This window comes from Bradyrhizobium sp., assembly GCF_019242285.1.
Lineage (GTDB): Bacteria > Pseudomonadota > Alphaproteobacteria > Rhizobiales > Xanthobacteraceae > Bradyrhizobium.
The window spans coordinates 22871-44709 of the sequence record NZ_JAFAVV010000003.1; the positions used below are offsets into that span (position 1 = coordinate 22871).

General features: G+C 65.7%; 14 protein-coding genes. 3 read left to right on the forward strand and 11 right to left on the reverse strand.

The features are described 5' to 3' along the window. Nucleotides 1-18 precede the first annotated feature (18 nt). Nucleotides 19-183 carry a DUF3309 family protein gene (locus JOY90_RS00150; RefSeq protein WP_291689150.1) on the reverse strand — a complete coding sequence of 55 codons (165 nt, stop codon included), beginning with the start codon at nucleotides 181-183 and terminating at the stop codon, nucleotides 19-21. Between the two features lie 166 nt (nucleotides 184-349). Between JOY90_RS00150 and JOY90_RS00155 the strand changes: the two genes are divergently transcribed. Then, on the forward strand, nucleotides 350-661 hold the full coding sequence (locus tag JOY90_RS00155; RefSeq protein ID WP_291689151.1) for a polyhydroxyalkanoic acid system family protein: 312 nt from the start codon (nucleotides 350-352) through the stop codon (nucleotides 659-661). A gap of 235 nt (nucleotides 662-896) precedes the next feature. On the opposite strand, the gene treY is transcribed toward JOY90_RS00155, so the two are convergent. From treY to treS, 5 genes are read right to left on the reverse strand one after another with little or no spacing between them, the layout of a single operon-like run. Then, complete coding sequence (gene treY, locus JOY90_RS00160) at nucleotides 897-3683, reverse strand: malto-oligosyltrehalose synthase (protein ID WP_291689152.1); 2787 nt, start codon at nucleotides 3681-3683, stop codon at nucleotides 897-899. A 1-nt stretch (nucleotide 3684) separates the two neighbouring features. Next, nucleotides 3685-5451: a malto-oligosyltrehalose trehalohydrolase gene (treZ, locus tag JOY90_RS00165; protein ID WP_291689153.1), complete on the reverse strand. Its 1767-nt coding sequence runs from the start codon at nucleotides 5449-5451 to the stop codon at nucleotides 3685-3687. Further along, a complete protein-coding gene (gene glgX, locus JOY90_RS00170) occupies nucleotides 5448-7523 on the reverse strand; it encodes a glycogen debranching protein GlgX (RefSeq protein ID WP_291689154.1) in 2076 nt (691 codons plus the stop codon). The genes treZ and glgX overlap by 4 nt, the downstream gene beginning before the upstream one ends. Before the next feature lie 6 nt (nucleotides 7524-7529). Further along, on the reverse strand, nucleotides 7530-9680 hold the full coding sequence (gene glgB / locus JOY90_RS00175; RefSeq protein WP_291689155.1) for a 1,4-alpha-glucan branching protein GlgB: 2151 nt from the start codon (nucleotides 9678-9680) through the stop codon (nucleotides 7530-7532). After that, complete coding sequence (gene treS, locus JOY90_RS00180) at nucleotides 9677-12991, reverse strand: maltose alpha-D-glucosyltransferase (protein ID WP_291689156.1); 3315 nt, start codon at nucleotides 12989-12991, stop codon at nucleotides 9677-9679. Before treS ends, glgB begins: the two co-directional genes overlap by 4 nt. A 348-nt stretch (nucleotides 12992-13339) precedes the next feature. Here treS and malQ point away from each other — a divergent pair, with 348 nt between their 5' ends. Both malQ and JOY90_RS00190 read left to right on the forward strand, forming a co-directional pair. Next, nucleotides 13340-15289, forward strand: a complete 1950-nt coding sequence (gene malQ / locus JOY90_RS00185; protein ID WP_291689157.1) for a 4-alpha-glucanotransferase — start codon at nucleotides 13340-13342, stop codon at nucleotides 15287-15289. 27 nt (nucleotides 15290-15316) lie between these two features. Beyond that, complete coding sequence (locus tag JOY90_RS00190; protein WP_291689158.1) at nucleotides 15317-17125, forward strand: glycoside hydrolase family 15 protein; 1809 nt, start codon at nucleotides 15317-15319, stop codon at nucleotides 17123-17125. Between the two features lie 167 nt (nucleotides 17126-17292). Here JOY90_RS00190 and JOY90_RS00195 read toward each other — a convergent pair whose 3' ends face one another. The 5 genes from JOY90_RS00195 to gnd all read right to left on the reverse strand — a co-directional run. After that, nucleotides 17293-18105, reverse strand: a complete 813-nt coding sequence (locus tag JOY90_RS00195) for a Cof-type HAD-IIB family hydrolase (RefSeq protein WP_291689159.1) — start codon at nucleotides 18103-18105, stop codon at nucleotides 17293-17295. Next, the gene (locus JOY90_RS00200; protein WP_291689164.1) at nucleotides 18102-18587 is read right to left on the reverse strand and encodes a gluconokinase; all 486 of its coding nucleotides are present in this window, start codon (nucleotides 18585-18587) and stop codon (nucleotides 18102-18104) included. The genes JOY90_RS00195 and JOY90_RS00200 overlap by 4 nt, the downstream gene beginning before the upstream one ends. Nucleotides 18588-18609: 22 nt before the next feature. Further along, complete coding sequence (gene pgl / locus JOY90_RS00205; protein WP_291689165.1) at nucleotides 18610-19314, reverse strand: 6-phosphogluconolactonase; 705 nt, start codon at nucleotides 19312-19314, stop codon at nucleotides 18610-18612. A 56-nt stretch (nucleotides 19315-19370) separates the two neighbouring features. Further along, nucleotides 19371-20882, reverse strand: coding sequence for a glucose-6-phosphate dehydrogenase (gene zwf / locus JOY90_RS00210; RefSeq protein WP_291689160.1), 1512 nt, complete (start codon nucleotides 20880-20882; stop codon nucleotides 19371-19373). A gap of 30 nt (nucleotides 20883-20912) precedes the next feature. Next, a partial coding sequence (gene gnd, locus JOY90_RS00215) for a phosphogluconate dehydrogenase (NAD(+)-dependent, decarboxylating) (protein WP_291689161.1) occupies nucleotides 20913-21839 on the reverse strand: 927 nt, incomplete at its 5' end.

Consider the following 21839-nt stretch of genomic DNA (forward strand, 5'->3'; position numbering starts at 1 on the left):
CATCTCGCGTGCGAAGGCTCAGATGCGTCCGAGCAGCAGCAGGATGACCAGGATCACGATGACGAGCCCGAGGCCGCCGCCGCCATAATAACCGGTGCCGTAGAACGGGCCGCCGCCGATGCCGCTGAAGCCGCCGAGCAGCGCGATGATGAGGATGATGAGGATGATCGTACCAATCGACATGCCGCCTCCTTGAAGCCTCTCGCGAGGCCCTTTGTCAGTTCCATGATGTGCCGGGGAAACGAGCGGGAACATTGAAAGTTCCGTTTTTTGCACTGCGATCGTGTGCGCTGCTCTTCTTTTCGCGACGGATGCGACTACATGCGATAAAACAGCAACAGGTGTTCCGATGTCAGCGCCACTCGTGGTTTCGATTCCGCATCGCCTCGGCCGCGAGGAGGCGGTCCGACGCCTGAAAACCGGCCTGACGCGCGCAGCAGCGCACGTTCCGGTGCTGAGCGTCGACGAAGAACGTTGGGACGGCGATCACATGTTCTTCCGCGTCCGCGCGCTCGGGCAGGCGGCGTCAGGCCATATCGACGTCGAGGAGGACCACGTCCGGCTGGAGGTGATGCTGCCCTGGCTGCTGCAGCGCTTTGCGCAAGCCGCCCAGACGATGATCCGCGATCGCGGCAAGCTGCTATTGACCAAGAAGAACTGATCGGGCCTCGTTTTTAGCGAGATGCGGAGGGTGGGCTAAGCGCAGCGTGCCCACCAATTACGGGCAATGCCGTCGAGAGAATGGTGGGCACGGCGCTGCGCGCCTTAGTCGTACTAAGTCACATGTGTGGTGCTCTCGTTGAAACTCTTGAGCTTTTTGGAACGACCATATTTGCACAAAGACGAGTCGATTCAATGGCTTGAGTCTTCTTGTGACTCAGTACGATTAGCCCACCCTACGAGACCTCGATGCGCTTGCGGGCCGTTTTGGCCGGGGTTTCCATCCGCGCCTTCAGCAAGGCGACCGGCAGGTGCTGGAACAGCGTGGCGAGCGGAAGCTCGCTCGTGCCGGCGTCCTCCATGGCAAAACCGCTCACATCGACAAAGCCGTCGAAGACATCTGCTGAGGGCCATGTCCGGCCGCCTTGCGAAAGCGGCGCGAACGTGCGTCCGGCCACGACGATCGCGGCGTCCCTGCCGCGACGTCGGGCGAAGGCGATGACGTGGCTGCGATGCGTGCCGCTCACCTCGAGCGGATGATAGTCGCCGAAGGTGAAAACCTCCGCGAGCTCGTGCCGGAGTTTCAACAGGTGTGCGGTCCAGGCGAGCTTCAGCCGCCCGCTGCGCCAGTCCTGCACCAGCGCCTGCCAATCGGGAGCCTTCAGCGCCTCCAGCATATTGGCGCGCGCGTCAAAATCGATCGGGCGGCGATTGTCGGGATCGACCAGCGAGAGGTCCCAGAGCTCGGTGCCCTGGTAGAAGTCCGGCACGCCCGGCAGCGTCGCCTTCAGCGTGACCTGGCTCAGCGAGTTGAGCGCGCCCAATAGCGCCACGCGCTGCGAGAAGGTCGCGAGCGAATCGAGGAACTCGCCCGAGGCTTCGCGATCCAGGATCCCTTCGATGAAGCCGTGCAGTCCCGCCTCATAGGCCTCGACGGGATTGAGCCAGCTCGTCTCCTGCTTGCCTTCGCGCGCAGCCTTCGATGCATAGGCCTGGATGCGCTCGGCGAAGGCGTCATCCTGCGCGGCTACGGGAAAGGCGCCGAGCAGCGCCTGGTACAGCATGTATTCGGCGGTCACCGACGGCGCGCGCATCTCGCCCCTGGTGACGACATGCGGCGCATTCAGGACCTTCCATTTCGCGACCGTGCTGGTCCATTCGCCGGATATTTCGGACAATGCCGCGAGCCTGGCGCGGGCATCCTCGCCGCGCTTGGTGTCGTGGGTCGCAGTCGCCGTCATGCCATGCGGCCAGGCCCTGGCGCGCGCCTGCATCAGCGCGTGAAACGCGGCGACCGACAATCCCTTCGAGGCCGGGTCGCCGCCGACCTCGTTGAGCGCGAGCAAGCGATGGTAGCGATAGAACGCGGTGTCCTCCAGCGACTTCGCCATCAGCGGACCGGTGAACTGCTGCAGCTTCAGCGCGAAGCGCCGCACCCGAGCGGTCGAGTGCGCGGTCTCGCCGCGCCGGATCAGGTCCATGGTGATGGTGTCGCGAAGGAAATCGAAAATGCCGTCGTCGGCGGCGAACCAATCCGCTCGCGCCCGTTTGACGGTCTCGCCGATCAGCTCGCGGTCGTGTGCGCTCGGCCCGGGCGCCGTCAGATAGGTGCGGTAGACCGGGAAGTGCAGCACATAGAGCTCGAGCGCCTGGGTCAGGCTGTCGGCGGAATAGTCGCGGGTGGAATAGTGCCCGTTGGCGATGCGGGCCAAGAGCCGCGCCAGCACGGTGAACTCGCTGGAGAGCAGCGTCCGCAGCACGCGCCGCTTGGCGCCGCGCAGCACCGGCTCGAGCCGGGGCGGGGTCGATGAAATCTGCCGCCAGATCTCGTCCAGCGCGTCGAGTCCGCTCGGCTCGACCAGCACCTGGGTGATGACGTTCATCCACTCGTAGCCGGTGGTGCCGTGCACGCCGGCGAAGGCCTGCAGCTTCTCGCCTTCGCCGAGGATCTTCTCGACCACCAGATAGAATGGCCTGGGATGCTTGCCCTGGGCGTCGCGGATCAGGCGGCGCAGGCGCTGGAAATATTGCGCGGGATCGCGCAGGCCGTCGATGTGGTCGAGCCGCAGACCCTGCAGCCGGTCTTCCGCGATCAGCCGCTTCACCAGTTGATGCGAGGCATCGAAGGTCCCGGCATCCTCGACCCGAAGCCCGGCGAGCGTGTTGACGTCGAAGAAGCGGCGATAGTTGATGTCGCTCGAGGCAAGCCGCCAGTGACCGAGCTTGTAGTGCTGACGCTCCAGGAGATGATGCAGGGCGAGCGTCGGCGCCGGGCGGTCCTTTCCCGCGCGATAGGCGGCAAGTCCCTGCGCGATGAGCTCGGCCGCGCCGATCGCCTTCAGCGCGGCCTTGAAGGAAGGCGCTTCCTCGCGGTTCGGATGGCGCAGGCCCCGGTAGCGCGACGCCAATTCGAGGATGCGCCGGCCAGCCTCGCTGTCCTCGGCGCCGGCTTCCTTCACGATCATCCGCAGCACCTCGGCGTAACGCTCGGGCGCGATCGGCAGGCGGTGCTCGAAATACCAGCAGGAGAAGCTGCCTTCGTCCGCATCGTAGCGCAGCTCGATCTCGCCGCGCTCCAGCGCCTCGCCATAGGAAACGCCGAGGATCGGCAGCAGCACGCCGCCGCGCGCGCGGTAGGGCAGTTGCTCCCAGTCGATGTCGAAGGAGACCGCGCGCGGCGAGGCCGGGCCCCATTCCAGGACATCGAGCCACCAGGGATTGTCGGCGTAGTGCACGCCGACATGGTTGGGCACGAAGTCGAGGATCAGGCCGAGATCGTGCTGCTTCAGCGCCTCACTCAACTGCGCGAAGCCGGCTTCGCCGCCGAGCTCCGGGTTCAGCCGGGTGTGGTCGACGACGTCATAACCATGGGTCGAGCCCTTGCGTGCCTTCATGAAGGGCGAGGCGTAGAGATGGGTGATGCCGAGCGCCTTCAGATAGGGCACGATCTCGGCCGCCTTGTCGAAGCCGAAATCCTTGGTGAGTTGAAGCCGATAGGTCGCGAGCGGGATCGGCGACGCCATGTCAGCTCTCGACGCGCCAGAACACCGACCAGGGGTCGAGCTGCTCGCCCGGCTCGCCGCCCCAGATCGGCGTGCCCGCCATCGCTTCGCGCGGCCGTGCGATGCTGCTGCCGGACAGATTGGCGAGCAGCCGGAGCGTCGTGCCGTCGCCGATGCGCCAGCTCGCCCTCAGCACGCCGTTTTCGTTGGCCTGCGCCTCGCCGAAAGCCATGCCCTGGAGCCGCGGCACAATCTCGCGCCGGCGCGTTGCGAGAAGACGCCGCACCAGCTCCAGCCGCGCGCGGCCGCTCGCGGTCGTGCGCCCATCCCAGTCGAGCACCGCCGACTTGAACGTGGCGGGATCGAGCGGATCGGGAACCTCGTCGCCATAGGCTTCATATGCCCAATCGTATTCCTCGCGCCGCCCCTTGCGCACGGCTTCGGCAAGTTCGCCCTTGAAATCGCAGAAGAACGGGAACGGCTTTTTCGAGCCCCATTCCTCGCCCATGAACAGCATCGGCGGCATCGGCGCGAGCAGGGTCACGGCCAGCGCGGCTTCGATCGCGCGCGGATCCGCGATCGCCTCCAGCCGGTCGCCGAGCGGGCGGTTGCCGATCTGGTCGTGGTTCTGCAGGAAATTGACGAAGGTGGTGGGCGCCAAATGGCCGCTCGACTCGCCGCGCGGCTTGTTGCCCCAGAACGGCGCGTTCTCGCCCTGATAGACGAAGCCCGATGCCAGCGAGCGGGCGAGATGGCCGCGCGGCGAGGTCTGGTAGTCGCCGTAATAGCCCTGGCTCTCGCCGGTCAGCAGCACATGCCAGACGTGGTGATAGTCGTCGTTCCACTGCGCGCGGAACTTGCCATGCGGAGGCTCTTGTGTGGCGTCGAGCAGGCTCGCACAATTGTCGCCATTCTCCAGCACGAGATGGATGTGCCTTCCGGTCCGGGCCGCGAACGCGCCGGCGGCGCGGCTCAGATCGTGCAGCATGGAGATCTCGCCGGGCTCGACCAGGATGTGGTTGGCGGCGTCGAACCGCAGCCCGTCGAAGCGGTAGTCGCGCAGCCAGTGCAGCGCGTTCTCGATCGCGAACGCGCGCACCTCTGGCCGGCGATAGTCGATCGCGCTGCCCCACGGCGTGTGGCCTTCGGTGAAGAAGGTCGGCGCATAGCGGTGGAGGAAATTCCCCTCCGGCCCGAAATGGTTGTAGACCACGTCGAGAAACACCATCAGCCCGCGCAGATGCGCTTCGTCGATCAGCCGCTTCAGCTCCTCGGGGCGGCCATAGGCGCTGTCGGGCGCGTACCACAGCACGCCGTCATAACCCCAGCCCCGGCTTCCCGCGAAATCCGCCAGCGGCATCAGCTCCAGCGCGGTGATGCCGGTCGCCACGAGATGATCGAGCTTGTCGATCATCGCGCGGTAGCTGCCTTCCTCCGTGAAGGCGCCGACATGGGTCTCGATGAAGACGGCGTCCTGCCAGGGGCGCCCGCGCCAGTCCCTGGCGCGCCAGTCGAAGCGGGCATGATCGATGACTTCGCTCGGGCCGGACACGTCCTCGGGCTGGAACGCCGATGCGGGATCGGGTACGTCGATCTCGTCGTCGATGCGGAACCTGTAGCGTGCGCCGCCCTTGATGCCAGCGACATCGGCTGTGTACCAGCCATCCGCGCCACGCTGCATCGGGTGCGGCAGTTCCAGCACCACGTCGACGCGCCTGGCCGCCGGCGCCCACAGCCGGAACGAGGCGCCGTCGTCCGTCACGCTGACGCCGAAAGAGAGTTGCTTCATGTCGTCCCTGCGAAGGCCAGCACCGCGCGCGGCGGGGCCTTGGTGTCGATCCCCGGTGCGAAGTCGGCGCTCGTCTGCCTGGCTTCGGCCGTATTCAATATCCGTCGCCAGCTCTTGTATTCCGGCAGTTTCGGCAATTTGAACCCGATCTCTTCCGGCGCGGCATTCAGGACGATAAAGATCGGAGCCTGCCCCGGTTCCACCGGGCCGAGCACATAGGACAGGAATCGCCCTTCCGGAAACTTCCAGTCCTCCTCCTTCATCTCCTCCGCGGCCGGCGTCAGCCAGAGCACGCCGTAAGAGCCGTCGGCTCGCCGTCCGTCCAGCCAGCTCGGTGCGCGGATCTGCGAGAATTTCTCGCGCAGCTCCGTCATGTGCCCGATGAACTCGGTGAGGTCGTCGCCATCGCGTCCCAGTCCGTCCCACATCACCCAGCCGGTTTCGTTGTCCTGGCAATAGGCGTTGTTGTTGCCGTTCTGCGAATTGGCAACCTCGTCGCCGGCGAGGATCAGCGGCACGCCCTTCGCCAGCAGCAGGCAGGCAAGGTGATTCTTGCGCAGCCGCCGGCGCAGCGAGATGATGTTGGGGTCGTCGGTCGGCCCCTCATGGCCGCAATTGTTGCTGTGATTGTCGTTGGAGCCGTCGCGGTTGTTCTCGCCATTGGCCTCGTTGTGCTTCTCGTTGTAGCTGAACAGATCCTGCAGCGTGAAGCCGTCATGCACGGTGATGTGATTGATGCTGGCGCGCGGCCTGCGGCCGCCATGGTTGAACAGGTCGGAGGAGGCGGTCATGCGGCCGGAGACTTCGCCGATCAGGCTGCCTTCGCCGCTCCAGTAGCGCCGCATGGCGCTGCGGCAGCGGTCGTTCCATTCCGACCATTGCGAGGGAAAGCCGCCGACCTGGTAGCCGCCCATGCCGAGGTCCCAGGGCTCGGCCACGAGCTTGACCTGCGCCAGCACCGGATCCTGCCGGATCGCGGCCAGGAAATTGCTGTTGCGGTCATAGCCGGTGGGCTCGCGCGCCAGCGTGGTCGCGAGGTCGAAGCGGAAGCCGTCGACATGGCAGACCTCGACCCAGTAGCGCAGCGAGTCCATCACCATCTGCATCACGCGCGGATGGGTGAGGTTGACCGAGGAGCCGCAGCCGGTGAAGTCGTCATAGTAGCGCGGGTTCTCCGGCTTCAGCCAATAGTAGGAGGCGTTGTCGATGCCGCGGAACGACAGCGTCGGTCCGAGATGGTTGCCCTCGGCGGTGTGGTTGTAGACGACGTCGAGCATCACCTCGATGCCGGCGTCGTGCAGCCGCGCCACCGCGGTGCGGAAGGCGTCGAGCGGATTGTCCTGGGCGTAGCGCGGCTCCGGCGCGAAGAAGGCCAGCGTGTTGTAGCCCCAGTAGTTGGCGAGCTTCTTCTCCACCAGCACGCGGTCGTCGACGAAGCCGTGGATCGGCAATAGCTCGATCGTCGTGACGCCGAGCCGCTTCAGGTGCTGGATCATGGCGGGCGAGGCCAGCCCGCCATAAGTGCCGCGCAGATTGGGTGGCACGTCGCCACGCACTTGGGTCAATCCCTTGACGTGCGCCTCGTAGATGATGGTGTCTTCCCAGGGAATCTGGGGCCGCATCTCGCGGCGGCCCCAGTTGAAGGTCTCGTCGACCACGACCGCCTTGAGCATGCCGCGCGCATTGTCGCGGCGGTCGAAGGAAAGGTCCTCGCGCGGGCTGCCGGTGCGATAAGCGAAATGCGCATCGCTCCAGACCAGGCGGCCGGCGAGCCGCTTGGCATAGGGATCGAGCAGGAGCTTGTTGGGATTGAAGCGGTGGCCGTGCTCCGGCTCATAGGGGCCATGGACGCGATAGCCGTAGAGCTGCCCGGGCGAGACGTCGTTGAGATAGCCGTGCCAGACGTCCTCGGTGCGTTCGGGCAGCTCGATGCGTTCGAGCTCGCGACGACCCTGATTGTCGAACAGACACAGCTCGACCTTCTGCGCGTTGGCGGAGAACAATGCAAAATTGGTCCCGCGACCGTCCCAGCTTGCGCCGAGACGCGAGAAGGTTCCAGCGGTCAGTCGCATGATGCGCTAGCTTTCCGGGATCAAATACATGGCGGCCAGTGGCGGGATGGTCAGGGCCAGCTCGGGGCCGCCGGCGCCGTCCTGGGTGTGGACCTCGCCGACATTGCCGACATTGCTGCCGCCGTAATGGGCGGAATCGGAATTGAACACCTCGCGCCAGCGGCCGGCATAGGGCACGCGGACGCGGTAGCCGTGATGGACGCTCGGTGAGAAATTGACGACGACGACGCAGCGCGCCCGCGGATCGCTGCCCTTGCGCAGCCAGGCGAACGTGTTGTGGTCGGCATCCTCGGTAATGATCCAGTCGAAGCCTGCGGCCTCGCAGTCCAGCTCGTGCAGGGCCGGCAGGTCGCGATAGAGCCGGTTGAGGTCGCGCATCAGGGCCTGGATGCCGGCATGCTTCTTCTGCTCCAGCAGATGCCAGTCGAGGGAATGGTCGTGGTTCCACTCGCGCTCCTGGCCGAATTCCGAGCCCATGAACAACAGCTTCTTGCCGGGATGGGCGAACATGAAGCTGTAATAGGCGCGCAAATTGGCGAAGCGCTGCCAGTCGTCTCCCGGCATGCGGCCGAGGATCGAGCGCTTGCCGTGCACGACCTCGTCATGCGACAGCGGCAGGATGAAGTTCTCGGAGAAGGCGTAGTGCAGGCCGAACAGTATGTCGCCGTGGTGGTACCTGCGATGGATCGGATTCTTGCCGATGTATTTCAGCGTGTCGTGCATCCAGCCCATGTTCCACTTGTAGCCGAAGCCGAGTCCTCCGGACTCGATCGGTCGTGACACCTGCGGCCAGGCGGTCGACTCCTCCGCCGCCGTGGTGGCCTGCGGAAAGCGCGCGAACAGCTCGCGGTTGAAGCGCCGCAGGAACTCGATGGCTTCGAGATTCTCACGCCCGCCATACTGGTTCGGAATCCAGCCGCCCGACGGGCGGCTGTAGTCGAGATAGAGCATGGAGGCGACCGCATCGACCCTGAGGCCGTCGATGGCGTAGCGTTCCAGCCAGAACAGTGCGTTCGACACCAGGAGGTTGGTGACTTCGGTGCGGCCGTAATTGTAGATCAGCGTGCCCCAGTCGAGATGGCGGCCCTGCATGGGGTTGGCGTGCTCGTACAGCGCAGTGCCGTCGAAATGCGCAAGCCCGTGCGGATCGTCGGGGAAATGGCCGGGCACCCAGTCGAGCAGCACGCCGAGGCCCTCGCGGTGGCAGGCGTCGACCAGGCCTGCGAAATCGGCCGGCGAGCCGAACCGGCTGGTCGGCGCGAACAGGCCGGTCGGCTGGTAGCCCCAGGAGCCGTCGAACGGATGCTCGCTGACGGGCAGGAATTCCACGTGGGTGAAGCCGAGATCGCGGACATAGGCCGGCAGCTGCTCGGCCAGCTCGCGATAGCTCAGCCACTCGTTGTTGCCCTTGCGCCGCCACGAGCCGAGATGGACCTCGTAGATCGAGATCGGCGCGGTGCGCGAGTTGATGCCCGCAGGCGCCGGCCGCGGTCGCGGCAGGTTCGCCTCGTCGAACACGATGGAGGCGGTCTTCGGGCGCACCTCGGCCGCGAACGCCAATGGATCGGACTTCAGCGGCAGATGCTGGCCGTGCGGGCCGATGATGTCGAACTTGTAATGATCGCCCGCCTTGGCGCGCGGGATGAACAATTCCCAATAGCCGTTGCCGCGCACGCGCATCGGATGCCGCCGCGCGTCCCACAAATTGAAGTCGCCGACCACGCTGACCCGCCGCGCATTCGGCGCCAGCACGACGAAGGCCACGCCGTCGACGCCGTCGAGCGTCATCGGATGGGCGCCGAGCTTGTCATAGAGCTGCTGGTCGGTGCCTTCGCCGAGCAGATAGAGATCGTAGTCGCTGAGCACCGGCGGGAAGCGGTAGGGATCGTCGAGCTGGACGACGTTGTCGCCATATTGTGCGCGCAACTGGTAGCGCCGCGAGCCGTGCGGTGCGGTGCCTGCGAACAGCCCGGCATCGTGAATCCGCGACAGCGAAGCCACCTCGCCGTGTTCGCCGATCGCCTCGACCTTCGATGCTTCCGGCAGGAAGGCGCGCACCACGGCGCCGTCGCCCTCGTTGTGCAGTCCGAGATAGTGGAAGGGGTCGGCGTGGCGGCCTTCGACGATGGCGTAGGCTTCGGCGGAAAGTTTGCTCATGAGGTCTCGCTCGGGGTCTCGCTTGCGGGCTCGGAGAGAATGCGCAGCATCCCTAGCAGAGGAATGCGCAGCCAGTCAGGCCGGCGTGCCAGCTCATCCTCGATCTCGAACAGGAATTTTTCGACCAGGAAGAATTTCAGCAGTGCATCGCTCGCAGGCTGGTCCGCCGGCCACAGTCGTGAAGCCTTCATGATTTCGCGATAGCCGCTCAGTAATGCCGCCGTCGCGCGGTCGCGCCATCCGAGCAGTGCGGCGCCGAGCCGGCCCTTCTCGTCCGGCGCCAGGCCGAGCGCGCGGTCGAACGCAGCGCCGACCGAGTAGTCGATCGAATTGATCAGGCAGGCGAGGTCACGCGCGGCCGGCGCCTTGCGGCGCCGTTCGTCGAGCGCAAGCCGGCCGTCGCCGTCGAAGCCGCTGATGTAGATGTCGTCCTTGACGATCAGCATGTGCGCCAGGCGCAGATCGCCGTGCTGACGGATGGTCAAGCCGCCGACGTCGGGCGACAGCAGGTTGGCGAGGAGGTCCGCGAGCGTTTCTCGCTGAGCGAGCAGGCGGTCGACCAGCGCGCGGTCGGATTCCTTGATCGTATCACGCTGCCGCTTCAACGAATCGAAAACGCGTGCGGCGCGGGCTTCCACCTCGCTGATCCAGCCTCGCACCCCGTCGGGCTCCATCGGCTCCGGCGCGAAGGGCATTTCGTCGGAGCGCGACGCCAGCGCCAGGTGCAATTCGGCGACGCGCGAGCCGGCCTGCGACATGTAGCGGAGATACGGCGTCTGCTCGTCGCTCTTGCGGTCGGAATCGCTCGCGGCCAACAGGCGGAAGTCGTCGACGAAGCGATCGAGATAGGCCGAGCTGACCGTCCAGGCGTCGCCCTGATTCTCGATCAGCGCATGCACGGTCGCAATTGCATAGTGGTTGTTGCCTTCGATGAATTCGACGCTGCCGAGCAGGGCCGGCGCATTGGCGAAGCCCACTGTCTCGGTCAGGAAATGCCCGACCTCGATCGCGGGCGCCGTCCCCGCTTCCATCTTGCGATAGATCTTGACGACGTAATCGCTGTCCACGAGCGAGGTGTTGTTCATCCAACCGGCCTCGATCGGGCGAATGCGCCCGGGCTCGCGAACGGGCTGGTCGGTGAAGCGGCTGGTCGGCCGGAACTCGAGCCGCAGCTCGCCTTCCTTGACCGTGAGCGATTCCTGCAGGTTGCGCAGCAACAGGCCGAGAAAGATCGGCTCGGACGCGACATCGAGCAGGGTGCCTTCCCGCGCGCCCTGCCGGACGGCCGCGAAGGCGATCGGGTTGTAGCGCTCACGATCGAACCGGACCCACTCGATCTGCATCGGCAGGAGGTAGCGCGTGGTGGTGCCGCCTTGCGTGGCCTCGAAGAACGCCAGCCACGGCCGGTTGTCGCCGATCTCGCAGAACGGAATCGCCGACACCAGCCCTGGACGGATTCGTTCCGGCGTGTGCTCGGGATACCAGCGCGTCCGCGCCAGATGTCCCGGCAGCACGTCGCGCTCGAACACGCTGCGGGTGCGTGCGAGCGAGACCCAGGTCGAGCCGAGCGGCACCACCAGCGTCTCGAACTCCGGCACCGCGCGCGGGGTGACCGGCTCCGACTTGTCGCGCTCCTGCAGCAGGAACCAGTAGAAGCCGTACGGCCCGAGCGTGATCATGTAGGGCAATTCGCCGATCGCGGGAAAGCGCGAGCGGCCGAGCATCTCCAGCGGAATGCGGTCCTTCCAGGCGGACAGGTCGAGCTCGGTCGCCTGCGCCGAGCGCGACAGGTTGGCGACGCAGAGGATCACCTCGCCCTTGTACTGCCGGACATAGGCCAACACCGCGCGGTTGGCCGGGCGGATGAAGGTCATGGTGCCGCGGCCGAAGGCGAGCGTCGATTTGCGCACCGCGATCAGCCGCTTGGTGGCGCTCAGGAGCGACGACAGGCTGCGTGACTGCGCCTCGACATTGACCGACTCGTAGCCATAGACCGGGTCCATGATCATGGGGGCGTAGAGCCGCGCCGGATCGGCGCGGGAGAAGCCGCCATTGCGGTCCGGGGTCCATTGCATCGGCGTGCGCACGCCGTTGCGGTCGCCGAGATAGATGTTGTCGCCCATGCCGATCTCGTCGCCGTAATAGATGATCGGCGTGCCCGGGAACGACAGCAGCAGCGAGTTCATCAATTCGATCTTGCGGCGGTCGTTGTCCATCAGCGGCGCCAGCCGCCTGCGGATGCCGAGATTGATGCGGGCGCGCGGGTCGTTGGCGTAGGTCGACCACAGATAGTCGCGCTCGACGTCGGTGACCATCTCGAGCGTCAATTCGTCATGGTTGCGCAGGAACAGCGCCCATTGGCAGTTGGCGGGGATGTCCGGGGTCTGGCGCAGGATGTCGGTGATGGGAAAGCGGTCCTCCTGCGCGATCGCCATGTAGATGCGCGGCATCAGCGGGAAGTGATAGGCCATGTGGCATTCGTCGCCATTGCCGAAATATTCCTGGACGTCCTCCGGCCATTGATTGGCCTCGGCCAGGAACAGCTTGTTCTTGGAATGGGAGTCGAGCTCGACCCTGAGCTTCTTGATGATGGCGTGGGTCTCGGGCAGGTTCTCGTTGTTGGTGCCGTCGCGCTCGCACAGATAGGGGATGGCGTCGAGCCGGAATCCGTCGACGCCGGCGTCGAGCCAGCGCTTCATCACCTGGATCATCGCCTTGACCACGCGCGGATTGTCGAAGTTCAAGTCCGGCTGGTGCGAGAAGAAGCGATGCCAGTAGAACTGGCCGGCCTCCGGATCCCAGGTCCAGTTCGACTTCTCGGTGTCGGTGAAGATGATGCGGGTTTCCAGGTATTTCTGGTCGGTGTCGCTCCACACATACCACTCGCGCGCGCTCGAATTCCGGTGGCTGCGACGGGCGCGCTTGAACCAGTGGTGCTGATCGGAGGTGTGGTTGATCACGAGCTCGGTGATTACCCGCAGGCCGTGCTTCTTGGCTTCCTGGATGAAGCGGTTGAAGTCCTTCATGGTCCCGAAATCGGGATTGATGGTGCCGTAATCGGCGATGTCGTAGCCGTCGTCGCGGCCGGGCGAGGGATAGAACGGCAGCAGCCAGAGCGCGGTGACGCCGAGCTCCTGCAGATAGCCGAGCTTCTCGGTCAGGCCGGCGAAGTCGCCGATGCCGTCATTGTTGCTGTCGGCGAACGCCTTGACATGCAGCTGGTAGATGATCGCGTCCTTGTACCAGAGTTCGTCGGCGTCGAGATCGGTGGCCGGCAGCTCATGGGCGTCGATCGATGAGAGCACGTTCATGGCACTGTCCCCTCAAGCCATGCGACCGCATGCGGTCTCGACTCGCGCCCGCTGCATGCGGGCGCGCCCGTCGGGTGACATAGGCGGAACGACGCCGCAAGCAGCGGCGCTCTCGACAGTTTGAGTTGTATCGTTCACGGTGATGCCATTGACATGGAACCGGCGTCCCATTCCTTTAACCTAATGCCAGAAGGAGACGCTTCGACCCTCCCTAACCAAGCCTCTTCTGCGGCATTGGTTCCCGGCCGGAACGTCCTGTAGGCTAGAGCGTTAAATACGGCTATCCTGTTTTCGTATCTAGATAATTTAGCGACGCCTCGCCACCGTCGCGTGCAAACCGCGTGCCGAATGGACCTCTACACCACAGCCAACAGTCTCGGAATTCTCACCGAATTTGTCGATGGCCAGGGGCAGCGTCGAATCACCGACGAAGCCGCGCTGCGAATCATCGTCGATGCCCTGCCGGTACGCCGGCCTCAGCGCTTTGTCGAGGGCGCGATCGTGGTCCGTACTGGACAACCGGCGCGGACCGAGCTCAGCCCCGCGGCCAAGCTGCCGGTGCGCTGGACCATCGAGACGCCATCGCGCGTGATCACCAGGGGCGAAGCGATCACCCGCTCCATCGTCTGGCCCAGGGGCCTGTCGAGCGGCACCTATCGGTTGAAGCTGCGCGATGATGCCAAGAAGGTCGAGGAGGTGCCGCTTATCGTCGCACCGCAGCGGGCGTTCGGCGGCGATTTCCAGCGCGGCTGGCTGCTCGCGGTGCAGCTCTACGGCGTGCGCTCGGCGCGCAACTGGGGCATGGGCGATTTCGGCGATCTGCAGGCCTTGATCAGGCTCGCGGACGAGCTGGGCGCCGATGGCGTCGGGCTCAACCCGCTGCACGCGCTATTCGACGATCGTCCCGCCGATTGCAGTCCTTATGCGCCGAACAGCCGGCTGTTCCTGAACGCGCTCTATATCGATGTCGCCGCCATCCCCGAATATCGCGACACTGTCGATTGCGAGGTGATCGCGCGGCTGCGGCAGACGCCGATGGTGGAATATACCGAGGTCGCGGCGCAGAAATGGCGCGGCCTGCGCGAGGCGTTTGCGGCATTTTGCGTCGGCGCTGCGCCCGAGCGGCTGGCCGATCTCGAAGCGTTTCGCGACGAGCGCGGCATGCTGCTGCGACGCTTCGCGAGCTTCGAAGTGCTGCGTCACCGCTTCGGCAAGCCGTGGTGGGAATGGCCGGAGGAGTGGCGGCGGCCGACGGACGGAAGATGCGCGGAGCTTCGCAGCGGACCCGATGGCAGCGAGATCGCGTTCGTCGAGTTCGTGCAATGGATCGCGGACCGGCAGTTGCGCGCCTGCAGGGAGCTCTCGCGGCAGCTCGGGATGAAGGTCGGACTCTATCTCGACGTCGCCGTCGGGGTGCAGTCCGACGGTTTCGATGCCTGGAACGAGCAGTCGGCGATCTCGCGCCATCTCGCGGTCGGTGCGCCACCCGATCCCCTGCAGCCGTTGGGCCAGAACTGGGGGCTGGCCGGCTTCAACCCCGCCGGACTCGAACTGACCTCGTTCGCGCCGTTCCGCGACATGTTGCGGGCCTCGATGCGTCACGCCGGCGCGATCCGGCTCGATCACGCGTTCGGCCTGAAGCGGCTGTATCTCGTGCCGCACGGCTTTTCCGCCAAGGACGGCGCCTATGTCCAGATGCCGTTCGGAGCGCTGCTGGCGGTGACCGCGCTCGAGAGCGCCGCGCACAAATGCGTCGTCATCGGCGAGGATCTCGGCACCGTGCCGGAAGGTTTCCGCGAGCAGATGAACGGCTGGGGCATCTGGTCCTACCAGGTCATGCTGTTTGCCCGCGACGATGGCGGCCGCTTCCGCGGCGTCGACTATTTCTCGCCCGAGGCGCTCGTCACCTTCAACACCCACGACCTCTCGACCTATGCCGGCTGGCGTTCTTTCGGCGACCTGAAGCTGAAGCGCTCGCTCGGCCTCGATCCCGGCGAAACCGACGAAGCGCGCTGGCATGCGCTCGGCATGCTGGACGAACTGCTGCGCGACCACGGCATCGATCGCAACGATTTCTCCTCGGTGACGGGATTCCTGGCCCGCAGCCGATCGCGGCTGCTCGCGATCTCGCTGGAGGATCTGCTCGGGATCGTCGATCAGCCCAACATTCCCGGCACCGTCAACGAGCATCCGAACTGGCGCCAGCGCCTGCCGGTGACGATCGAGGAGATGGCTGCGGCGATCGACGTCGCGGCGCTCAGGGTCGCGACGCGGGAGCGGGCGCGCATGGCGGGCTGACGGGCTTCTTTTCAAAGGTTTGCGTGAATGCCCTCCAGAATCGAAGACTATGGCCTGATCGGCGATTGCGAGACCGCGGCGCTGGTCGGTCGTGACGGGTCGATCGATTGGCTGTGCTGGCCAAATTTCGATTCCGACGCCTGCTTCGCCGCCATTCTCGGCAGCGAGGAAAACGGCCGCTGGCGGATCGCGCCGACGGAGGACGTGCTGGAAACCTCCCGGTGCTACTGGGACAACACCCTGATCCTGGAGACGCGCTTCGAAACCGAGAGCGGCACGGTCGCGCTGATCGATTTCATGCCGCCGCGCGGCAAGGCCTCCGACGTCGTCCGGCTGGTGCGCGGCATCAGCGGCAGCGTGCCGATGCGGATGGAGCTGGTGCTCCGCTTCGGCTTCGGCGCCGATATTCCCTGGGTGAAGCGCGACGAGGACCGTTCCGCGCTGCTCGCGATCGCGGGGCAGGACATGACGGTGCTGCGCACGCCGGTCGAGACCCGCGGCGAGAATCTGACCACGGTCGCCGATTTCGTGGTCGGCGAGGGCGAGACCATTCCGTTCGTGCTCACCTACGGCCCCTCGCATCTGCCGCTGCCGGAGCCGATCAATCCGGCGGTTGCGCTGGAGGAGATCAAGGATTTCTGGCTCGAATGGTGCAGCCGCTGCAGATATGAAGGCGCGCACCGCGAGCTCGTCATGCGGTCGCTGATTACGCTGAAGGCGCTGACCTTCGGGCCGACCGGAGGCATCGTCGCGGCGCCGACCACCTCGCTGCCGGAGAAGCTCGGTGGCGCGCGCAACTGGGACTATCGCTTCTGCTGGCTGCGCGACGCCACCTTCACGCTGCTGGCGCTGATGAACTCGGGCTATACCGAGGAAGCCGCGGCCTGGCGCGGCTGGCTGCTGCGCGCGGCCGCCGGCGCGCCCGGAAACATGCAGATCATGTACGGCATCTTGGGGCAGCGGCGCCTATTGGAATGGGAGGCCGGCTGGCTGCCGGGCTATGAGGGCTCGCAGCCGGTGCGGATCGGCAACGCCGCGCATGCGCAGCTGCAGCTCGACGTCTATGGCGAGCTGCTCGATGCGTTCTACCAGGCGCGGGTGCTGACGCACGACCGGCTTGCCGACGGCACCTGGGCGCTGGAATGCGCGGTGCTGAAGCATCTTGCCGAGGTGTGGGACCAGCCCGATCACGGCATCTGGGAGCGGCGGGGCGAGGGCAGGCACTACGTGTTCTCGAAGGTCATGACCTGGGTCGCCTTCGATCGCGCCATCAGGAGCGCGGAAAAATTCGACCTCGAGGCGCCGCTCGCAAGCTGGCGCGTGCTGCGCGAGTGCATCCACCGCGACGTCTGCCAGCGCGGCTTCGATGCCGATCTCAACAGCTTCGTCGAATCCTACGGATCGCAGATGCTCGATGCCAGCGTGCTGCTGCTGCCGGCAGTCGGCTTCCTGCCGCCTTCCGATCCGCGCGTGCGCGGCACGATCGAAGCGATCGAAAAATACATGATGCGCGACGGCTTCGTGCTGCGGCACGACCCGCGCGAGATCACCGACGAGATCCAGCCGATCGAAGGCGCGTTCCTCGCCTGCAGCCTGTGGCTCGCCGACGCCTATGTGCTGGCCGGCGACATCGGCAAGGCCGAGCCGCTGTTCAACCGCGTGGTCGGGATCGCCAACGATCTCGGCCTGCTCGCCGAGGAATACGACACGGGTGCCGGCCGCCAGACCGGCAACTTCCCGCAGGCGCTGACCCACATCGCGCTGATCAACACCGCGCACAACCTCGACGAGGCACGCAAGGCCAGCGAGAAACCCGCGATGCAGCGGTCGAAGTAGAAGCGGAGAGGTAGGGTGGGCTGAGGCGCGCACGCGACGATGCTTCGCATCGCGCGGAGCGACGTGCCCACCATTCTCTCACGGCCTGGCTTCAAAATGGTGGGCACGCTCCTGGCTTTGCGTGGCGAGCTTCTGTGCATGCGGCTGCTTAGCCCACTCTGCGAACTCTACCCCTTGGCGTTCTCGCGCAGGATCATGTCGATGGCGTTGGCGAAACCTTCCTCCTCGTTGGAGGTGGTGACGAGCTTGGCCTGCCGCTTGATCTCGTCGGTCGCGTTGCCCATCGCGATCGACAGGCCGCTCACGGCGAACATCGCCAGATCATTGTGCATGTCGCCGATGGTGGCGACGGCGTCGGTGGAGATTCCGAGCCGCTTCGCCATGGCCTGCACGAAGGTGCCCTTGTTGACGCCGGGCGGCGTGATGTCGAGATAATAGTTCTGCGACCGGCTCGCGGTCGCCTGCGTGCCGAGCGCTTCGCGCATCTTGGCCTCGCAGCGCACCAGCATGTCGAAATCGGACGACGAGCCGACGATCTTGCAGGCCCGCGACACATAGGGCGCGAAGTCGTCGATGATGGTGGGATCGGCGAGGATCGCGCGCTTCTCGTTCGGAACATAGGGGCCGTCGGGATTCCGCGTCAGCCATTGCTGGTTGGTGAACAGCCAGATGTCGGCGCCGAACTCGCGCAGGATATCGAGGCTCCGCGCGGCGGCCGAGGTCGGAATCAGATGCTGCTCGACCGCCTTCATGGCGGGATCGACGATCGAGGTGCCGTTGAACGGGCCGACCGGCAGCGTGATCTTGAGCGGCTCGATCAGGAAGCGCATGCCGATCGCCGGCCGGCTGGAGGTGATGGTGAAACCGATGCCGGCCCCATGCAGCCGCTGGGCCGCGGCCTTGGCGGCTTCGGTCAGCGTCTTGTCCTTGGTCACCAGCGTGCCGTCGACGTCGGAAACCACCAGCGCGATACGCGTCATGCACCACCCCTCAATTGCCGCAGGACGTCGTCGACGATGGTCGTGACCGGCGCGTCGATCGACACTGCCAATGCATGCTCGTCCGGTCCGGGCGGCTCCAGTGTCTCGAACTGGCTCGCGAGCAGGTCCGCCGGCATGAAATGGCCCTTGCGATGGCCGATGCGGTCCGCGATCAACGCCTGCGAACCGTCGAGATAGACGAAGCGGATGTCGTCGCGCCCGTGCACCAGGAGATCGCGATAGACCCGGCGCAGCGCCGAGCAGCCGATCACGATCTTCCGGCCGCCGGCGCAGACGCGGTCGATCTCGGCCGCGATCGCCTTGAGCCAGGGCCAGCGATCCTCGTCGGTCAAAGGCTGACCCGCGCTCATCTTGGCGACGTTGCTGGCGGGGTGGAACGTGTCGGCGTCCTCGTAGGCCCAGCCCAGGCGTTCCGCGAGCGCGCCGCCGATGGTGCTCTTGCCTGAACCGGCGACGCCCATCACGATCAGCGCGCAGGGTGGCTTACTCGGGCTCGCGGGCACGAAAATCCTCCGGCAGCGCGGCCGTGTCGACCAGCCAGATCGTCTCGCCGATCGAGCGCGCGCGGTTCGCCGGCAGCTTCTCGCCGGCGAGCAACCGCGTCAAGATCGCGCGCTTGCCGGCGCCTCCGATCTCGAACAGCATCTCCCGGCAGGAGGCGAGCGCGGGCAGGGTCAGGCTCACGCGCGGCACGAACGGCTCGACATTGGCCTTCGGCACGCCGACCACCCAGCGCGCGGTCTCCTCCACCGCCGGATAGCCCGGAAACAGCGAAGCGACGTGGCCGTCGGGCCCGGCCCCCATCAGCACCATGTCGAACAGCGGCCGGGCGTTGTCGAGGTGATCGGCACCATGGAAGGATTGCAGCTCGCGCGCATAGCGCGCGGCGCTGGCGTCGGGGTTGGCCGTATCGGTCGGAATGGGGTGAATGTTCGCGGCAGGCGCGCATGCATCGAGGAAGGCGCTCCGCGCCATCGTCATGTTGTTGAGCGGGTCGGTCGCGCCGACGAACCGCTCGTCGCCGATGAACCAGTGCACGCGCTCCCACGGAATTCGTGTCCGGCAGGGCTCTCGCGCCAGCAAATGATAGAGCTGCTTCGGGCTCGATCCGCCGGTCAGACAGATCGCAACGCGCCCGGGGTTCGCATCGACCCGTGCCATCAGCCGCTCCGCTGCGGCCTCGGCCATCGCCGCGGCATCCGCGACCACGATCAATCGTCGATGGTCGCGCGGCTCCGTCACGGTCAGAGCTTCCGCCAGCTACGGCCATCGCGCCGCAGGAGCTCCGCGGCGCCGGATGGACCCTCGCTGCCGGCCGGGTACTTCTCGAGTCCCTTGCCGCCGGCCTGCTTCCAGGCCTTGAGGAACGGCTCGACCGCCCGCCATCCCGCCTCGACGCCGTCGGCGCGCTGGAACAGGATGTTGTCGCTGATCATGCAGTCGTAGAGCAGGGTCTCGTAGCCGGTGGAGGGCTCGGCGTTGAAATAGTCCTTGTAGCGGAACTTCATTTCCACGCCGCTGATGTTGATCGTCGGTCCCGGCACCTTGCTGTTGAACTGCAGCGTGATGCCTTCGGTCGGCTCGATGCCGATGACGAGATAGTTCTCGGCCAGCCCGTCGACCGGCGTGCATTCGAACATTGCGAACGGCGCCTGCCGGAACTTGATCGCGACCTCGGTGCGCTTCAGCCCGAGCGCCTTGCCGGTGCGGAGATAGAAGGGAACGCCGGCCCAGCGCCAGTTGTCGATGGTCAGCTTCAGCGCCGCGTAGGTCTCGGTCGTGCTGTCAGGCCTCACGTCCTCGGTGGCGTCATAGGCTGGAACGATTTCGTCGCCGATCCGGCCTTGGCCATATTGCCCCCGCACCGAATTGCGCAGCGCCTCGTCCTCGTTCGGGACCTGGATCGCCGCCAGCACCTCGGCCTTTTCCGAGCGCACGGTGTGGGCGTCGAATTTCGCCGGCGGCTCCATCGCGATCAGCGACAGCAGTTGGAACAGATGGTTCGGCACCATGTCGCGCAGCGCGCCGGTCTGGTCGTAGAAGCTGCCGCGATGTCCGACGCCGAGCTTCTCATCGACCGCGATCTGCACATGATCGATGTGATGGCGGTTCCAGATCGGCTCGAACATGCCGTTGGCGAAGCGCAGCACCAGGATGTTCTGCACCGTTTCCTTGCCCAGATAATGGTCGATCCGGTAGATCTGGTGCTCGTTCAGAATGCTCAGCAGCTCGTCGTTCAGCGCCTTTGCCGAGGCGAGGTCGGTTCCGAACGGTTTTTCGACGATCAGCTTGCGCCACGGGCCGTTCTCGTCCTGATGCACCAGCCCGACGCGCCCGAGCTGGCGCGCGATCGGTGCGAACGCATTCGGCGGCGTTGCCAGATAGAACAGCCGGTTGCCGCCGGTATCGCGGGCGGCCTCCAGCTTCTCCAGTCGCTCCTTCATCCGGTCGAAAGAGCCCGGCTCGCTGGCATCGGCCTCGATCGCGGTGACGCATTCGAGCAGCCGGTTGGCGATAGCGTCATCCACTGCGCGGGTGGCGAACTTGCGCACGCCCTCCATCAGGCTTTCGCGCAAGGTCTCGTTCGACATGCCCCTGCGCACGACGCCGACCACGCAAAACCGCTCCGGCAAGAGGTTCGCGGCCGCGAGGTTATAGAGCGAAGGCATCACGAGGCGATGGGTGAGGTCGCCGGTGACGCCGAACAGGACGAAGCAGCAGGAATCCGGCTTTCTTTGCGCGTGACCGTTCGCCATTCTGATGCCTTGTCCTTTATCGTTATGCTCTCAAGTCTTTGGCTTCGGCCCCGGTTCCCGATGGCCGCCGAAGCCGGCGCGCATGGCCGAGAGGATTTTTTCGGCGAAGGTGTGCTGCTTGCGCGAGCGGAAGCGGGCGAACAGCGCCGCGGTCAGGACTTCCGCCGGCACCGCCTCGTCGATCGCGGCGTTGACGGTCCAGCGGCCTTCGCCGGAATCCTCGACAAAGCCGGAGTAATTGTCGAGCGCGTGGTTCTCCGCGAGCGCGGACGCCGTCAGGTCGAGGAGCCAGGACGGGATCACGCTGCCGCGCCGCCACACCTCGGCAATGTCGGCGATGTCGAGATCGAAGCGGTGCTCTTCCGGCAGCGCGTCGATATTGGCATTCCTGAGAATGTCAAAACCTTCGGCATAGGCCTGCATCAGGCCGTATTCGATGCCGTTATGGATCATCTTGACGAAATGCCCCGCGCCGACCGGGCCGGCATGGATATAGCCCTGCTCGACGCGCGGGTCACGGCCCTCGCGATGCGGCGTGCGCGGGATGTCGCCTGCACCCGGCGCCAGCACCTTGAAGATCGGATCGAGGCGGTCGACCACCGCCTTGTCGCCGCCGATCATCATGCAGTAGCCGCGCTCGATGCCCCAGATGCCGCCGGAGGTGCCGACGTCGACGTAATGGATGCCGCGCGCCTTCAGCGACTTGCCGCGGCGCACGTCGTCCTGCCAGAAGGTGTTGCCGCCGTCGATGATGACGTCGCCATCCTCCATCGATTTCGCCAGGGTCTCGATGGTGGCCTCGGTGATCTTGCCCGCCGGCAGCATGACCCATGCGGTCCGCGGCTTCTCGAGCTTGCCGACGAAATCCTCCAGCGCCTTGGCGCCCGTGGCGCCGTCGGCGGCGAGCGCCGCCACCGCCTTTTCGTCCTTGTCATAGACTACGGTGGTGTGTCCATG

What these genes read in the sequence shown, in the direction of transcription:
- glgX (WP_291689154.1), bottom strand. Translation starts at nt 7,523, where the DNA reads ATGCGACTGACCGCTGGAACCTTCTCGCGTCTCGGCGCAAGCTGGGAC.
- glgB (WP_291689155.1), bottom strand. Translation starts at nt 9,680, where the DNA reads ATGAGCAAACTTTCCGCCGAAGCCTACGCCATCGTCGAAGGCCGCCAC.
- treZ (WP_291689153.1), bottom strand. Translation starts at nt 5,451, where the DNA reads ATGAAGCAACTCTCTTTCGGCGTCAGCGTGACGGACGACGGCGCCTCG.
- treS (WP_291689156.1), bottom strand. Translation starts at nt 12,991, where the DNA reads ATGAACGTGCTCTCATCGATCGACGCCCATGAGCTGCCGGCCACCGAT.
- JOY90_RS00190 (WP_291689158.1), top strand. Translation starts at nt 15,317, where the DNA reads ATGCCCTCCAGAATCGAAGACTATGGCCTGATCGGCGATTGCGAGACC.
- JOY90_RS00200 (WP_291689164.1), bottom strand. Translation starts at nt 18,587, where the DNA reads ATGGGCGTCGCCGGTTCAGGCAAGAGCACCATCGGCGGCGCGCTCGCG.
- malQ (WP_291689157.1), top strand. Translation starts at nt 13,340, where the DNA reads ATGGACCTCTACACCACAGCCAACAGTCTCGGAATTCTCACCGAATTT.
- JOY90_RS00155 (WP_291689151.1), top strand. Translation starts at nt 350, where the DNA reads ATGTCAGCGCCACTCGTGGTTTCGATTCCGCATCGCCTCGGCCGCGAG.
- pgl (WP_291689165.1), bottom strand. Translation starts at nt 19,314, where the DNA reads ATGGCCGAGGCCGCAGCGGAGCGGCTGATGGCACGGGTCGATGCGAAC.
- zwf (WP_291689160.1), bottom strand. Translation starts at nt 20,882, where the DNA reads ATGGCGAACGGTCACGCGCAAAGAAAGCCGGATTCCTGCTGCTTCGTC.
- JOY90_RS00150 (WP_291689150.1), bottom strand. Translation starts at nt 183, where the DNA reads ATGTCGATTGGTACGATCATCCTCATCATCCTCATCATCGCGCTGCTC.
- treY (WP_291689152.1), bottom strand. Translation starts at nt 3,683, where the DNA reads ATGGCGTCGCCGATCCCGCTCGCGACCTATCGGCTTCAACTCACCAAG.
- JOY90_RS00195 (WP_291689159.1), bottom strand. Translation starts at nt 18,105, where the DNA reads ATGACGCGTATCGCGCTGGTGGTTTCCGACGTCGACGGCACGCTGGTG.